Source organism: Amycolatopsis sp. NPDC114478, from assembly GCF_055633805.1.
In genome coordinates, this window is record NZ_JBVKDO010000001.1 from 330600 (window position 1) to 344913 (window position 14314).

Below are 14314 nucleotides of genomic sequence, written 5' to 3' on the forward strand. Positions count from 1 at the left end.
AGCCCGGCGCGAATTCACGGCGTGGCATGATCGGCCGATGACCGAGTTCGGCTGCGCCCGCTGCTCCGGCGAAGACGCCCTCACGGCGCTGGCGTTCTGCACGACCCGCCTGCGCGAAACCCACCGCCTGGTCGAACAGTCCCACTTCGGCATTTCGCTGCGCGAATGTCCGGAGTGCCGCCAGGGGTTCGCGGCGATCTTCACGGAGTTCGTCGACCGGTCCGGCGGCGAAGACGCGCAGTACTTCGATTTCGTCCCGATCACCCCCACCGAGGTGACGTCGTTGGCAGCGCAGGGTTCCCGCGTCGACCTCGTCCGGCTGGGCGCGCTCGGCAGCGTCCGGCGGCGGCTGTCGTCGAGCTGGCCGACCGGCGCGGAGAAGCAGATCGGCTGGCGGACGGACGCCCTTTCGGTGCGCGAAGGCTACTGAGCGGCCAGCCTGAGGATCGCCGCGGCCGAGCGGTCGACGTCGGCCTCCGTCGTCGACCAGTTGGACACCGAAATCCGCAGGTACCGGCGGCCGCGCCAGGTGGTTCCGCCGAGCCAGCAGGTTCCGTCTCGCTGAACCCGCTCGACGACCGCGTCGGTGTGGTCGCCGAAGGACACCAGGACCTGGTTGAGGACTACGTCGTTCGCGATTTCGGCGCCGCCTTCGGCGAGGGTGCGCGCGAAGCGGCGGGCCAGCCGGCAGCAGCGGCCGACGAGCTCGGCGACGCCGTCGCGGCCCAGTTCGCGCAGCGCGGCCCAGACCGCGAAGCCGCGGGCGCGGCGCGACGACTCCAGCGTGAGGTCGCCCATTCCGGACACTTCGCCGGCGCCGGTCAGGTAGGCGGCGCGGTAGGCGATCGCCTCGGCGTGGACGTCCGGGCGCGCGCAGAAGACGAACCCCGAGTCGTACGGCACGTTGAGCCACTTGTGGCCGTCGCAGGCCCAGGAGTCGGCCAGCTCGACGCCGTCGAGCAGCGCCCGGGTGTCCGGGTTGGCGGCGGCCCAGAGCCCGAACGCGCCGTCGACGTGGATCCAGGCGTTCCCCGCGACCGCGCGAGCGGCGCGAATATCGTCGCAGGCGCCGGTGTTCACGTTGCCCGCCTGCAGGCAGACGATGGTGGGACCGTCGACTTTGGCCGCGAGGTCGTCGATGTCGATGGCACCGTCCGATTTGGCCTTGACCGGCACGACGGCCCGGGTGCCGAACCCGAGCAGCCGCAGGGCGCGGTCGACGGTGGCGTGCCGTTCCTCGCTCGCGACGACGCGGACGCGCGGGGCGCCGGCGAGCCCGTCGTGCTCGACGTCCCAGCCGGCTTCGGCGAGCACGTGGTGCCGGGCGGCGGCCAGCCCGACGGTGTTGGCGGCCTGGCCCCCGGTGACGAAGCCGGCGGACGCGGTCGCGGGGAGGCCGAGCAGCTCCTTGAGCCAGTCCCCGGCGACCTGCTCGGCGGCGGCCGCGGCGGGCGAGAGCACGGCGTTGAAGGCGTTCTGGTCCCACCCGGCGGTGAGGACGTCGGCGGCGGTCGCGGCGGGCAGCGCGCCCCCGACGACGAAGCCGAAGAACCGCGGCCCGGCGGTGGCGACCAGCCCGGGCTCGGCGGCTGCCGCGAGTTCTTCGAGGACGGTCGCCGGCGGCGTGGGGGCGTCGCGGAGCTGCCCGAACCCCGCGCGCAGGGCGTCCGGGTCGACGGGCCGGGCGACGGGGCGGCCGGTCAGGCTGCCGCGGTGCTCGGCGGCCAGCTCGGCGGCGCGGGCGAGGAGATCACGCAGTTCGTCCACGACGTGACTGTAGGCCGAAGTGACATCCGCCGGAGCCGGGAACAATCGCGGGCCGCCGGGCGTAGCGTCCTGGTATGGAGACCCAGCTGAGCACCGACCGGCTCGTGATCCGGGACTGGACGGTCGACGACGCCGAAGCCGCGTACGCCATCTACGGCGCGGAAGACGTCACGCACTGGCTGACCCCGGCCATGGAGCGCGTCGGCGACATCGGCGCCATGCGCTCGGTGCTGCACGCCTGGCAGGAGACCCAGCCGAACCTGCCGCCGCCGCGCGGGCGGTGGGCCGTCGAACGCAAGGAAGACGGCGTCGTGATCGGCGGCCTCGGCATCCGGCTGCTGCCGCCGTTCGAAGAGGACCTCGAGCTCAGCTGGCAGCTCGCCCCCGGCGTCTGGGGCCGGGGTTACGCGTCGGAGGCCGCGACCGCGCTGATCGAGTGGGCGTTCACCCAGGACACCGAAGAGCTCTTCGCCGTCGCACGGCCGAACAACACGCGCGCGATCGCCGTCGCCAAGCGGCTCGGCATGCAGTGGGTCGGCGAGACCGAGAAGTACTACAACCTGCGGCTGCAGGTGTACCGGATCCGGCAGACCGACCTCATCTGACCGGCTCCAGCAGGAAGACGCGGATTTCGCGGTCGCCGGCGCGCACGGCGTAGCGGTCGTACGCCGGCCAGTACGACGCGACCGCGTCCCACATCTCCTGCCGCTCCTCGCCGGTCAGGAGCCGGCCGGTGACCTCGACGGTCCGGCCGCCGATCGCGACCGTCGCAGCCGGCCGGGCCAGCAGGTTCGCCGACCACGCCGGGTGCGCCTCGCCGCCCCAGTTCGAGCCGATGACGACGTACCCGCCGCCGCGCTCGACGTAGAGCAGCGGCACCTGCCGGGGTTCGCCGCTGCGCCGGCCGACGGTGGTCAGCAGCAGCGTCCGCAGCCCGACGGCCGCACCGACGCCGACCCGGCCGCCGGTGACCCGCAGCAGCACCCGGTCGGCGGGCACGAGCGCCCGCCCGAGCACCGCGAACGCCCTGCTCTTGCCGAACCCGGCGAAGACACCTCGCAAACCAGCCACGGCGAAACCCTAGCGGTCACCACCCCGAGGGCGCCGGGGGCGGCACGACCGGCGGCCGGTCGTCGCAGGTGATCGTGTTGGGCAGGAGCCACGGCGCGAGCCAGCTCTCGTTGCCGCCGAGGTCGGTCAGCGCGAACTCCGAACCCGTCGCCGGGAAGTTGAACGACCCGCAGTTGTTGACCGCGACCGCGCCGACGTTGCGCGCGGCCACGTTCCGGAACGACGCCGAACCCGCCGACCGCGCGCTGAGCACCGACGTCCCGGTGCCGTCGACGCGCAGGTCCGCGAACCGCAGCCCGCTGATCGAGTACTTGTCCTTCACGGGGAAGTCGCTGACCAGCATGATCGCGTTGTAGGTGGAGTCGAGGAAGTGGTCGCCGGTCACCGAGATGTCGGCGGCGATGTCCTTCTCCAGCGCGTAGAACCAGATCGCGCCGAGCCCGATCTTCCAGTTCAGCTCGAACGTCCCGGCGCGCACGGTCGTGTTGTCCGCGATCCGCAAGCCGCCCCCGAACGCTTCCGCGCCGAACCGCGAGCCCACCTGGATGGCGCTGCCCTCGCGGATCGGGTCGGCGACCAGGTTCGCCGAGACGACGTTGTCCACCCCGCCGTAGAGCGCGATCCCGTTGGCCAGCACCGGCGTCTGGACCGTGTTGTGGTCGAACGTGTTCCGCGCGTCCTGCGCCTTCTCCGACCACATGGCCAGGCCGTCGTCGCCGGTGTTGCGCAGGAAGTTGTTCGCCACCACCGAATCCGTCACTCCCGTGTGGAAGTTCAGGCCGTCGGCGATCTGGTCGGCGACGACGTTGTTCGTGATCCTCGTGCGGGACATCGGCCCGTCGAACCACAGGCCGACCTTGGTGTGGTGCAGGTACAGGGAGTCCACAGTGGAGTCGCTGAGCGCGCCGCCGACCGCGTTGACCTGGTCGGTGTCGACGCGCTCCCGGACGTCACCCTCGATCGCGAAGCCGGCGAGGTGGACGTCGTGGCTGCCACCCGCGGCGGCTTCTCGCCCGTAGATGCCGACGCCGTGCCCCTTGACGATCGTGTACCAGCTGCCCGCGCCTTCGATCGTGACGTCGTCGACGATGACGTGCCGGTCGACCCGGTAGGTGCCGGGCGGCAGGTACACCTCGAGGTGCGCTCGCCGCGCGAAGGCGATCGCCCGGTCGAGAGCGTCGGCCGAGTCGCGGTGCCCGGTCGGGTCGGCGCCGAAGAGCAGGACGTTGGCGGCGAAGGGAACCACGCGCGGTGGCGCGACGAGCTCGGAGTCGAGCAGGTCGACGACCGTCCACGCCGCGGCGCTGCCGGCCGGGACGGTCAGCCGGATCTTGGCGCCCGCCGGGTAGGACGAGCCGAGCAGGAGCCGCTGCTCGTCGTAGAAGTGGGTGGGCCGGAACGGTTTCGCGATCACCGGTGCGGGCGTGGTCGCCGCGGGCACGCACGAGCACTCGGTGATCCACCAGTCCGGGTGCAGCAGGTCGGCGTCCGGGTCATTCGTGAACGGGTACTGGTTGTACAGCCAGGAGTACTGCGAGGTCAGCGTCATCCGCTGCCGGTGGGCGCCGTTGACCGTGACGTCGAGCGGCGCGGTGATCCCGCCGCCGTGCGGGGCGTCGGGGATGCTGTAGCGGACGGTGATCGCGTTCGCCGCGGCCGGCAGCGTGAACTCGACGTACTGCTTCGGCGTCAGCTGGACCGCCCGGCGCCCGGACGCCTCCGACGGCAGCGTGTAGGCCGAGCGATCGGGCCCGATCACGACGCCGTCGGTGCGCGCGTTCTCCGCTTCCTGCTCGAGGAACCGGACGTCCGCGCCGCGGCCGGCGACGAGCGCCGGGTCGAGCGCGGCCCGCGTCACCACCGGCCGGGTGGCGGCGGACGCGGGCGTCGCCACCGAAAGCAGGGTGACGACCGCGACGAGCACGGTTCCGAAGGTGCGACGCGCCATCGCGGACCTCGATTCTCGAAGGAGTGCCGCGGAAGAGTAGGTCGCGTCCGGCGCGTCCCACAAGGTTTTTCGTGAACTTACTCTGTACTTGCGCGTTTCGATACGGAAGTTGCGCAAGCGGACGTCTGGCAAGGTGGGCGCATGACGCGTCCCGAAACCGCCGCCGAAGTCTTCGACGCCCTGGGCAAGGACTACGAGGCCGCCTTCCCGGACCAGCCGGGTCAGCGGGCCGTGCTGACGTGGGTGCTGGACCGGTTGCCCGGACGCGCCACGCTGGTCGACCTCGGCTCGGGCACCGGGCGACCGGTGGCCGAGACCTTCGCGGCCGCCGGGCACGACGTGACCGGGTACGACGTGTCGGCGAAGATGGTCGAGATCGCCCGCGAACAGGTCCCGGCCGCGCGGTTCGCCCAGGCGGACCTGCGCGAACTGACCCGGCCGCCCGGCAGCGCCGACGTGGTCACCGCCTTCTTCTCCCTGCTGCAGATGACCCGGGCGGAGATCGACGCGGTGCTGGCGAAGGCCGCGTCGTGGCTGGCACCCGGTGGCCACTTCGTGCTGGGCACGGTCGCGGCCGACGCCGACGGGGTCGAGTTCGCCTTCCTGGGGCACCCGATCCGCGCCAGCAGCTACCCCGCCGAAACATTCGCCGCCCGGCTGGCGTCGGCGGGGCTGGAGATCGTGTACCAGGAACAGGTCCGGTACGAGTCCCCCCATCCCGCGGTCCGTCCGGAAGACCAGGTCTACCTCGTCGCGCGCCGCCCTTCGTGAGTCGATCGTGGCGTCAACCCCTCACCGGGCCGATCACCCGGCGGACATGAATTTTGCTCAAGTTCGTGCATGTCCCGGGCCGCTGACCCGAGCTAAAGTGAGGAATGGGCATCGAAGCTCTGGCCAAGCCGGTACCTCGCGAACACCGCGAGCTCGTGCGCGAGATGCTGGCCAGGCTGCCCGAGTTCGCCGACCGCCTCGCCCGGCTGCTCAGCACCGAGGACGAGTTCTACCGGCAGGTCGACCACGTCGCGCCCGACGAGCTGCGGCAGGTCTGCCACGCCAACCTCGAGCGCGCCCTCTCCGCACTGGCCGAGGGCCGCGGCCTCGCCCTCGACGCCGCCCGCAAGACCGGGCTCGTCCAGGCGCGGCAGGGCATCCCGCTGCCCGCTGTGCTGCGCGCGTTCCGGATCGGCGGCACCTTCGTCTACGAGTCCCTGCTGGAGCTGGCCGGCCCGGAGTTCCTCAACCCCACCCGGACGATCGAGATCAACTCCTACGTCTGGAAGGCGATCGACCTCTACTCCGACGCGCTGACCACGGCGTACGAGCAGGTCGCGGCCGAGCCGTCGCACGCGAACGCGCGGCTGCTCGACGACCTGCTCCGCGGCCGGCTCGCGAGCCAGGCCGACATGGAGTCCGCTGCCCGGGAGCTGGGCCTGCCGACCGCGGGCATGTTCGTCGCGGTGGTCACCGAGCGCGTCGAGCCCGACGAACACGACACGGTCGAGGCGCTGCTGCGAGCGCGGCGCTGGCGGTCGGCGTGGCGGCCGGGCGGCGAGGCCGGCCTGGTCGCGATCGACCGCGTCGAAGACCTCCGGCGGCTGCGCGAAGTGCTGGGTTCGCTGCCGGTCGCGGCCGGGATGAGCCGGCCGTTCAGCGGCTTCCCCGACGTCCCGGACGCGCTGCACCGGGCCCGGATCGCCCGCCGCTCGCTGCCGTCGGGGACGGCCGGGGTGGTCGTGTTCGGCGACTCGCCGGTGACGACGCTGGTCGCCGCGGCACCGGGCATGGCCCGCGACGTCGTGCGGTCGGCGCTGGCGGGCGTGCTCGCCCTGCCCGGCGCGGAGCGGAAGGTCCTGCTCGACACGCTGCTCGCGTGGTTCGCCGGCCACGGCTCGGCGAAGGAGGCCGCGGACCGCTTGTTCGTGCACCCCAACACGGTCCGGTACCGGCTGCGCCGGGTGCAGGACCTGACCAAGAGGGACCTGACCGACCCCGTGGACATCGGCGAGCTGTACGTGGCGTTGGAGTCGGTACGTCTCGATCCCGACGCGACCGATTGACTTTCGATAGATATCGAGCGATATTCGTCGCATGATCTCAGAGAGATGGGCCGTTCGCGCGCTCAGAGTGTTCCTCGTGGTGCTGTTCGGCGTTCTCCTCGTGTTCCAGACGCTGTCGCTGCCGGGCGGGATCGCCTACACGACCAGCCAGAACCCGCACGACGCGAACCTGCGGTGGCCGCTGACCGCGATCGCGGTGTTCCTCGTGCTGTGCGTCCAGGTGGTGCTCGTCGCGACCTGGCAGCTGCTCACGCTGGTCAAGAAGGACCGGATCTTCACGACGGCGTCGCTGAAGTGGGTCGACCTGATCGTCTGGGCCATCGCGGCCGCGTGGCTGGTGTTCGCCGGCATGCTGATCTTCGTCGGCTTCAACGCCGACGACCCGGGGATGCCGATGGTGCTGTTCCTGGTGACCGTCGGGATCACCGTGCTGGGGCTGCTGATGGTGGTCATGCGCGCCCTGCTGCGCCAGGCCACCACGCTGCGGTCGGACATGGAAGCGGTCATCTGATGGCGATCGTCGTGCGCATCGACGTCGAGCTGGCGAAGCGCAAGATGAGCGTCGGGGAGTTCGCCGAGAAGGTCGGGCTGACGCCGGCCAACGTGGCGGTGCTGAAGAACGGGCGGGCGAAGGCGGTGCGGTTCAGCACGCTGGAAGCGATGTGCCGGGTCCTCGGCTGCCAGCCCGGCGACTTGCTGGAGTGGGTGGACGAGTAACCCGCCGCGGACGGACCCCGCTAAGCCGCGTCCGCTTCGACCAGGCGGGCCAGTTCCAGCAGCGTCCCCTCGAAGCCCGGACCGGCGGTGAGCGCCACCGTGAGCGGGACCCCGCGCCGGTCCGTGCCCACCGGGAGCGTCACCGCCGGCTCCGTCCACTGGGGACGGTCCACGGCGGCCGAGACGACCACGTCCGGCCGCACTGTCGTGCGGCGGCCGCCCGCGTCGAGGTCCAGCACCACGTTGCCGTGCAGGGAAAGCAGCGCCGCCACGTCGGCGACGGCGTCGCGCAGCTCGCGGTCGGCGATCGAGTCCGAGTGCGCGCCGATCGCCGCCCGGGAGGGCTCGCCGCCGAGCCTCGGCACGATCACGCCGAGATCGCCCAAAGTGCAGGCGAGCGGCCGGATGCCGGGCACGCCGGCCAGCGGGTCGGTCAGCGTGATTCCGGCGCTCGCGGCCGCCGCCACGATCCGGGCCCGCCAGCGCGCGGTGGCCGCGATGGCCACCATCGAAGGATCCTGGGGCAAAAGGGAGTCTCTCCTTTGCGGTCCGGCGCGGCGGAGTGAGGATCGTCCGATGGTGGGCCCGTGCCCGTTGTGCCCGGGAACAAACATGTTTGGTCGCCTGGTCCGAACGGCCGCGCACATGCGACCTTCCGGTGGCACCGGGTGTCTGTGACCGCCGGTCACACTTTGACGCGCGGCGTGGCGCGGGCCACTATCCGCAGCACTGATTACCGCCGGGTAATTTGCGCTGTCGACGAAGACGACCCAGGAGGACCGTTGCGACGTGCTTTCGGCCTGATCTTGCTGGCACTGGGCGTCTTCGCCGCCGCCGGGGCGGTGCTCCTCCCCACGTACATCTACCCGAAGCTCGCCAAGGTGCCGCTCGACCAGGACTCGACGTCGGTGCTCGAGGGCACCGCGAGCAAGGTCCTCGCCGTGACCGACGACGGCACCGGCCCGGTCTCGAAGATCCGCGAGAACGTCAAGCTGACCGCGGTCGCGCACGTGCAGTCGAACTTCTCCGCACCCGAGATGCACCAGGACACCGACTACGCGGTCTGGCTGCTGGCGGTGAAGGTCACCGACGACGCCGACGACACGGTGCTGAGCGCGAGCAAGCGGCAGGTCTGCTTCGACCGGCGCACCGGCGAGGGCTACGACCCGCGCGGCGCGACCGACCCGATGTGCGCCGCGAGCAGCAGCTACGTCACCGAGCTGAAGGACAAGGCCGACAAGGACGGCCAGAAGCCGCCGGAGACGAACATCGAGAAGGCGCAGCCGGGCCTGAACTTCAAGTTCCCCTTCGGCACCGAGCAGAAGGACTACAAGGTCTACGACGACAACACCGGCGCGGCCGTCACCGCGCGCTACACCGGCACCGAGACGGTGAACGGGATCGAGACCTACAAGTTCGTCCAGGACATCCCGGACACGAAGCTCGACTCGAAGAAGGTGCCCGGCTCGCTCGTCGGCTCCGACCAATCCTCTGTGGACGCCGACCTCTACTACCGCGGCGTGAACACGCTGTGGGTGGAGCCGGTCACCGGGATCGAGGTCAAGCAGCAGCAACAGCAGCACCAGGAGCTGCGCGTCGGCACCGGCGGCACCCCGACGGTCGTGTTCGACGGGACGCTCGCCTACAACGGCAAGACCATCTCGCAGATGGTCGACCAGGTGAACGCGAACAAGGGCAAGCTGGAGTTCCTGTCGAGCACCGGGCCGCTCTGGCTCGGCATCGGCGGGGGCGTGCTGATCATCGTGGCGATCGTCCTGCTGGCCCGCCGCCGCCCGCCGGAGCCCCCGACGACGCACCGGCGGCGCCAGGTGGCCTTCGCCGGCAGCTGAGTCACTTCTTCCGCAAGACCAGGACCAGATTCCACGAAGCGATCTCACGCAGGCCGGGAATCCGCACGATCCACATCGCCCAGCTCGGGTGGTAACGCGGGTACCCGGCGACGAGATCGGCCAGCGGCGTCGTCTTCGCCCACCGGAGTGCGGCGCCGACCGAAACCGGGAACAGGCTTTCGCCGAATTTGTTCTTCGGCTGCTTCCCCTCTTTCCGGGAATAGCGTTCCCGGGCGTAGTACCCGCCGAGGAAATGCCACGGCGCGGTCTCGTGGCCGCCCCACGGGGAGAGCCACGGCGTGAACGACGCGAAGACCGTGCCGCCGGGCTTGGTCACCCGGCACATCTCCTCGAGCATCACCCACGGCTCGCTGACGTGTTCCAGCACGTTCGACGAGTAGCAGACGTCGACGGATCCGCTGCGCACGGGCAGTTCCGTGCCGCTGGCGCGGATCATGTTCTCGCCGGGCTCGCCGCGCGCGGACAGCTCGCCGACGTCCGGGTCGAGTCCCAGGTAGACCGCGCCGGCCGCGCGGAAGGCGTCGGAGAAGTACCCCGGGCCGCCGCCGACGTCGAGCACCGTGCACCCGGACAGCGGAGTGTGCGCCGCCAATTGCCGGACCGAGTCGGCGGCCAGCGCGGAATAGAAGCCGTCCGGGTCGGTCTGCTCGGTGAGGAACGTGCGGAAGAGCGTCACGGAACGGCCGAGCGTGGCCCGGTGCGGCCGGTCGACAACAGAATTACCTACCATTGAACCGTCGCTTTCCCGTTTACGTTCCTCTACTGTGTACGCACCGGTAACCTAGCATCGTCGCTACAGTTTGGATAACCCGATGGAACGACCTCGTGTGCTCCTCGTCAACTGGCGCGACACCGGCCACCCCGAAGGCGGCGGGTCGGAGCGGTACGTCGAGCGGATGGCCGAAGGGCTCGCGAGAGCCGGGTACCGGGTCGAAATCCAGTGCGCCGCCTACGCGGGCGCGACCGCGGGCGAGTGGCGCGACGGCGTCCGCTACCGGCGGCGCGGCAACAAGTTCGGCGTGTACGTCCACGCGCTGCGCGCGATTCGCCGGGCCGGCGCCGACCTCGTGGTCGACGTGCAGAACGGCATGCCCTTCTTCGCCCGGCTGGTCTCCGGGTGTCCCGTGCTGGTGCTCGTGCACCACGTCCACAAGGAACAGTGGATCAGCGCGCTCGGCGAGGCGCTGGGCCGGGTCGGCTGGTGGATCGAGTCGCGGCTGGCGCCGCGGCTGTTCCGGAAGTGCCGGTACGTCACGGTTTCCGAGGTCACGAAGGCCGAGCTGGCCGGGCTGGGCGTCGAGCGGTCACGGGTGACCGTGGTGCCGAACGGGCTGGACGCGCCCCCGGTGTGCGCGTCCGAACGGGACACCACCCCGACGCTGGTCGCGGTGAGCAGGCTGGTGCCCCACAAGCGGATCGAGCACGCCATCGACGTGGTCGCGCGGCTGGCGCGGCGGTGGCCGGAGCTGCGGCTCGAGGTCGTCGGGCAGGGGCCGTGGGACGAGGTCCTGCGCGCGCACGCGGTCTCGCGCGGGGTCGCCGACCGCGTGGTGCTGCACGGCTGGGTCGACGAGCACGCCAAGCACGAGATCCTCGCGCGGTCGTGGCTGCACCTGTGCCCGTCGGTCAAGGAGGGCTGGGGCATCGTCATCATGGAGGCGGCGGCGCACGGCGTGCCCTCGGTCGCCTACCGCGCGGCGGGCGGCGTGGCCGAATCCATTGTGGAGGGCCGGACCGGCCTGCTGGCGGAGGACTTCGAGGACTTCACGGCCCAGGTGGACGGCTTGCTGGCCGACGGGCTGCGGCGCGCGGAGATGGGTTTGGCCGGGGCCGAGCGGGCCGGGACGTACAGCTGGGACGCGAGCGCCGGGCGGTTCGAGGCGCTGGTGCGGGACGTCTCCGGACGGCCGGCGCCCCGGCCGCGGGTGCTGGGTCAGGTGGCGCGCGGCGAAGCGCTGGCCTCGCGAACGGCGGTGCGGAACTCCTCCAGCAACAGGCCGGCGGCGACCGCGTCGAAGTCCCGGCGGCGGGCCCGCACGGTCACCGTGGTGACCTCCCCCGTGGTCGCCGCGCCGAACGCCACGCCTGACCGGCCGCTCGCGGCCGGGTAGAACGCCAGCGAGCGCACGGTGTCCCCGGTGGACACCACTCCCAGGTTGGACACCAGGAACGTCGAGCCGAGCCGGCTCGCCAGCAGCCGCGTGCCCAGCCGGGCGAGCCTGCTGCTGCGGGCCGGGAAGTCGGGTTCCGGCGGCTGGGCCGCCAGTACCGCGGCGACATCGGCGCCGGGACGCAGCCGCAGGCGGAAGAACGCGCTGTCGTGCACCGGTTCCGGCGCGGCCCCGGACCGCCACGACGCGCCCAGCGCGGCCACGACCCGCGCGGTGCGGGCGCCGTGCGCGCGGTTCCAGCGTTCGGTGGCGCGGGCGGCCGCCGCGACGAACCCCGCCGCGCCCAAGCGCTGCCGCGGCTCGTGCCGGGCGGCGAAGACGTCTCCCGCGGCTTCGGCCCGCCGGTCCGGCGTAATCCGTCCTGGTGGCGCGAAGAGCGCCTCAGCGAGCCGCTGGAGGGCCGAAACGGCAAAGGGTTTCCCGCCGGTGCGTTCGCCGATCCCTCTCGCCCCCGAGGAAACCGGGACGTCGAGCAGGATGCCGAGCAGCGAGAGCAGGCCGAGCCCGTCGAGGGCGCCGTGGTGCGCGGCCACGAGCAGCGTCGACTCTCCGACAGTGACCCGCAGCAGCGGCGCACCGCGTTCGTAGGGCGCCGAAGCGAACCGGTCGCGCGTCGCCGGCAAGTCCGTGGTCGCCTCGATGTCCGGCAACGCACCGAGGTGCGGGTACTGCTGGACGGCGGCCGCCAGCCGGGCGCGGAGCTTCTCCGGGTCGGGTGCGGCCGTGCCGAGTTCCGCTTCGAGGAGGATGCTCCAGGAAACGGTGGGGTCGCCGTAGAGCCCGACGACGCGGTGGGCGTGGTCGGAGGCGAGCCGGGTCACGCGTCAGCGGTTCCCGTAGATCTTGCCGGGGTGGTCGGCGGGGTTGTACTTCACCTGCGCGTTCAGCTTTTCCTGCACCTGGGCGGAGCTGTCCGGGTCCGCGCCCTTGGTGAGGGCGAAGCCCGCTCCGGTCGCGAGACCGCCTCCGAGGATGACGGCGGCGACCACGCCGATGACCGTGCCCACGTGTCACTCCTTCCGCGGCGGGAGATTCCTGCCGCGGCTCAATGTACGCATCGGTAACATGCGGCACAACAGTGCGACGCACAGCGACGCGAGCGCTACTCCGTTTGCCACCAAGGCGGGCGTCCACGAGATCGCTTTCACCGCGGGCACACCCGGGGTCCGGTAGAGCGTCAGCCAGTCACCCGACCACACCGGCGTCGCGTCGGCGAGCAACCGCTTGTCGACGTCGCCGGGTGTCCCGTGCTCGACGAGGATCCAGCCGATGCCCGCCTCCGTCAGCTCGCGCGCGGACGTCGCGGCCCGGACGTCGCCGATGCGCGGGTCCTCCCCCGCGACGCGGTCCGCTCCCACTTGGAGGGTGTCGTCCATCAGCACAGGTTTCGGGAGGACGCGCGGCGCCGGGTCGAGCTGCGTGCGGTCGTCGTTCCAGGCGAACCCGCGGAACGCCGAGAGCGGCAGCGTCAGCACGTCGCCGGGGCGGTCACCGAGTACTTCGGACACTGCCTGCCAATCCGCGGGGTAGCGCACGGTGGCGAGCCGGCCCCAGCCACCCCACGCCAGGTCGGGCAGGGTGAGCAGGGGGAAGACGGCCGCCGCGGTCACGAGCGCGACGCGCCCGCGCTCGGTTTTGAGCTTGGCCGCGGCCACCTCGATGGCGAGCGCGAAGCCCAGCGCGAGCGGCAACGCCCACCAGGCGACCCATTTCTGGGCGTCCCGCAGGAGTCCCGCGCCGGGCAGGTGGCGCGTGGCGGCGCCCAGCAATGCGTCGCCGCCCGGCAGCGTCGCCAGTGACGCCAGCAGCACGCCCACGACACCGAGGGCGAACAAGGAGCGCGCCGGCGCCTTCCCCCACCGCCGCGTGAGCGGCTTGAGGCCGGCGACCGCGATGGCGACGACGACGAGCGTCAGCACCGGGATGAGCGGCATGGCCCGGCTACCGGGAACCGTTTCGGAGTTCCAGATCCCGCCCAGGCCGAGGACGCTGAGCAGCGCGGGACCCCAGCTTTCCGCGCGGGCGCTGAACGCCGTGACGCCGGCCGGGTCGGAGTACGTGCCGCCGGCGTTCAGGAACGTCGGGACCAGCCACGGCAGGTTGAGCACGATCGCGATGGCGAGCGTCTGCCAGAGGCGGCGGGAACCGGCGGCGACGGCCATGACGACGGCGGCGAGCACGCCACCCGGCGGCGTCAGGACGGCGGGCGCGCAGGCGATCACCAGTCTCGGCAGCGCGTTCGGTTCGTGCTTCCGCGCGGCGAGCCCGGCGCGGACGATCCAGGGCAGCGACGCGTACGTCAGGAGCAGCGGCCAGTGCCCGATGAAGAGCCGCTCCGCGACGTACGGCGTCCAGGCGTACGCGGTCGCGGCGACGAGCCGCGTGCCGAGGTGTTCGGTCGGGACGAGCCGGCCGGCGCCCAACGCGGCGGCGAAAATGGCCAGCAGCAAGACGATCTTCTGGACGAGGTCGCCGGGCAGCACGGTGGTGGCGAGCGCGACGGCGGCGTCCGCGGGGACGGATCTCGGCAGCGTGCTGCCGATCCCGAACGCGTCCGGCACGAAGTACTGGCGGGGCGCGAAAACCATGTCGTAGCTCAGGACGAACCCGCGTCCGAGCAGCGGCGCGCAGACGGCGAACGCGAGCAGGGCGGACACCACGGGGAGCGCGAGCCGTCTGCCCGGTGCGTCCACTGCCCTTCCTTTCCGGTGT

At 71.8% G+C, this 14314-nt stretch carries 15 protein-coding genes and 1 pseudogene; 8 read left to right on the top strand and 8 right to left on the bottom strand.

Annotated features, from left to right (window positions below):
* Positions 1-37: 37 nt before the first annotated feature.
* Entirely contained in the window at positions 38-430 is a 393-nt protein-coding gene (locus tag ACZ7OH_RS01605) for a hypothetical protein (protein ID WP_470279092.1), read from the top strand.
* Here ACZ7OH_RS01605 and ACZ7OH_RS01610 read toward each other — a convergent pair.
* The gene (locus tag ACZ7OH_RS01610; RefSeq protein ID WP_470279562.1) at positions 424-1758 is read right to left on the bottom strand and encodes a pyridoxal phosphate-dependent decarboxylase family protein; all 1335 of its coding nucleotides are present in this window, start codon (positions 1756-1758) and stop codon (positions 424-426) included. The two genes, ACZ7OH_RS01605 and ACZ7OH_RS01610, sit on opposite strands and share 7 nt — an antisense overlap.
* An 83-nt stretch (positions 1759-1841) precedes the next feature.
* On the opposite strand from ACZ7OH_RS01610, the gene ACZ7OH_RS01615 reads away from it, so the two are divergent.
* Positions 1842-2372 carry a GNAT family N-acetyltransferase gene (locus ACZ7OH_RS01615; protein ID WP_400893725.1) on the top strand — a complete coding sequence of 177 codons (531 nt, stop codon included), beginning with the start codon at positions 1842-1844 and terminating at the stop codon, positions 2370-2372.
* Here ACZ7OH_RS01615 and ACZ7OH_RS01620 read toward each other — a convergent pair.
* Together ACZ7OH_RS01620 and ACZ7OH_RS01625 are read right to left on the bottom strand one after the other, a co-directional pair.
* Entirely contained in the window at positions 2365-2829 is a 465-nt protein-coding gene (locus tag ACZ7OH_RS01620; RefSeq protein ID WP_470279563.1) for a nitroreductase family deazaflavin-dependent oxidoreductase, read from the bottom strand. The two genes, ACZ7OH_RS01615 and ACZ7OH_RS01620, sit on opposite strands and share 8 nt — an antisense overlap.
* Positions 2830-2854: 25 nt before the next feature.
* Positions 2855-4786, bottom strand: a complete 1932-nt coding sequence (locus tag ACZ7OH_RS01625) for a glycosyl hydrolase family 28-related protein (RefSeq protein WP_470279093.1) — start codon at positions 4784-4786, stop codon at positions 2855-2857.
* Positions 4787-4927: 141 nt separating this feature from the next.
* Here ACZ7OH_RS01625 and ACZ7OH_RS01630 point away from each other — a divergent pair, with 141 nt between their 5' ends.
* The 4 genes from ACZ7OH_RS01630 to ACZ7OH_RS01645 all read left to right on the top strand — a co-directional run bounded on the left by ACZ7OH_RS01630 (position 4928) and on the right by ACZ7OH_RS01645 (position 7560).
* Positions 4928-5557 (top strand): class I SAM-dependent DNA methyltransferase, encoded by a 630-nt coding sequence (locus ACZ7OH_RS01630; RefSeq protein ID WP_400893729.1) that lies wholly within the window; start codon positions 4928-4930, stop codon positions 5555-5557.
* A gap of 104 nt (positions 5558-5661) precedes the next feature.
* On the top strand, positions 5662-6843 hold the full coding sequence (locus ACZ7OH_RS01635; protein ID WP_470279094.1) for a PucR family transcriptional regulator: 1182 nt from the start codon (positions 5662-5664) through the stop codon (positions 6841-6843).
* A 31-nt stretch (positions 6844-6874) separates the two neighbouring features.
* A complete protein-coding gene (locus tag ACZ7OH_RS01640) occupies positions 6875-7354 on the top strand; it encodes a DUF2975 domain-containing protein (RefSeq protein ID WP_470279095.1) in 480 nt (159 codons plus the stop codon).
* A complete protein-coding gene (locus tag ACZ7OH_RS01645; RefSeq protein WP_372664394.1) occupies positions 7354-7560 on the top strand; it encodes a helix-turn-helix domain-containing protein in 207 nt (68 codons plus the stop codon). Before ACZ7OH_RS01640 ends, ACZ7OH_RS01645 begins: the two co-directional genes overlap by 1 nt.
* A gap of 20 nt (positions 7561-7580) precedes the next feature.
* Here ACZ7OH_RS01645 and ACZ7OH_RS01650 read toward each other — a convergent pair whose 3' ends face one another.
* A complete protein-coding gene (locus ACZ7OH_RS01650; protein ID WP_470279096.1) occupies positions 7581-8069 on the bottom strand; it encodes a hypothetical protein in 489 nt (162 codons plus the stop codon).
* A 273-nt stretch (positions 8070-8342) separates the two neighbouring features.
* Here ACZ7OH_RS01650 and pgfA point away from each other — a divergent pair, with 273 nt between their 5' ends.
* Positions 8343-9410, top strand: coding sequence for a cell envelope lipid trafficking protein PgfA (gene pgfA, locus ACZ7OH_RS01655; RefSeq protein ID WP_470279097.1), 1068 nt, complete (start codon positions 8343-8345; stop codon positions 9408-9410).
* A gap of 1 nt (position 9411) precedes the next feature.
* On the opposite strand, the gene ACZ7OH_RS01660 is transcribed toward pgfA, so the two are convergent.
* Positions 9412-10107 carry a class I SAM-dependent methyltransferase gene (locus ACZ7OH_RS01660; RefSeq protein WP_470279098.1) on the bottom strand — a complete coding sequence of 232 codons (696 nt, stop codon included), beginning with the start codon at positions 10105-10107 and terminating at the stop codon, positions 9412-9414.
* 136 nt (positions 10108-10243) lie between these two features.
* Between ACZ7OH_RS01660 and ACZ7OH_RS01665 the strand changes: the two are divergent.
* Positions 10244-11260 (top strand): annotated as a pseudogene (locus ACZ7OH_RS01665) (glycosyltransferase family 4 protein); the annotation flags it as partial.
* Positions 11261-11364: 104 nt separating this feature from the next.
* On the opposite strand, the gene ACZ7OH_RS01670 reads toward ACZ7OH_RS01665, so the two are convergent.
* The 3 genes from ACZ7OH_RS01670 to ACZ7OH_RS01680 are packed head-to-tail and all read right to left on the bottom strand — an operon-like array spanning position 11365 to position 14295.
* Positions 11365-12423, bottom strand: coding sequence for a hypothetical protein (locus ACZ7OH_RS01670; RefSeq protein ID WP_470279099.1), 1059 nt, complete (start codon positions 12421-12423; stop codon positions 11365-11367).
* Positions 12424-12426: 3 nt separating this feature from the next.
* On the bottom strand, positions 12427-12609 hold the full coding sequence (locus tag ACZ7OH_RS01675) for a hypothetical protein (RefSeq protein WP_400893745.1): 183 nt from the start codon (positions 12607-12609) through the stop codon (positions 12427-12429).
* 3 nt (positions 12610-12612) lie between these two features.
* Complete coding sequence (locus ACZ7OH_RS01680) at positions 12613-14295, bottom strand: MmpA family trehalose lipid delivery protein (RefSeq protein WP_470279100.1); 1683 nt, start codon at positions 14293-14295, stop codon at positions 12613-12615.
* Positions 14296-14314 lie beyond the last annotated feature (19 nt).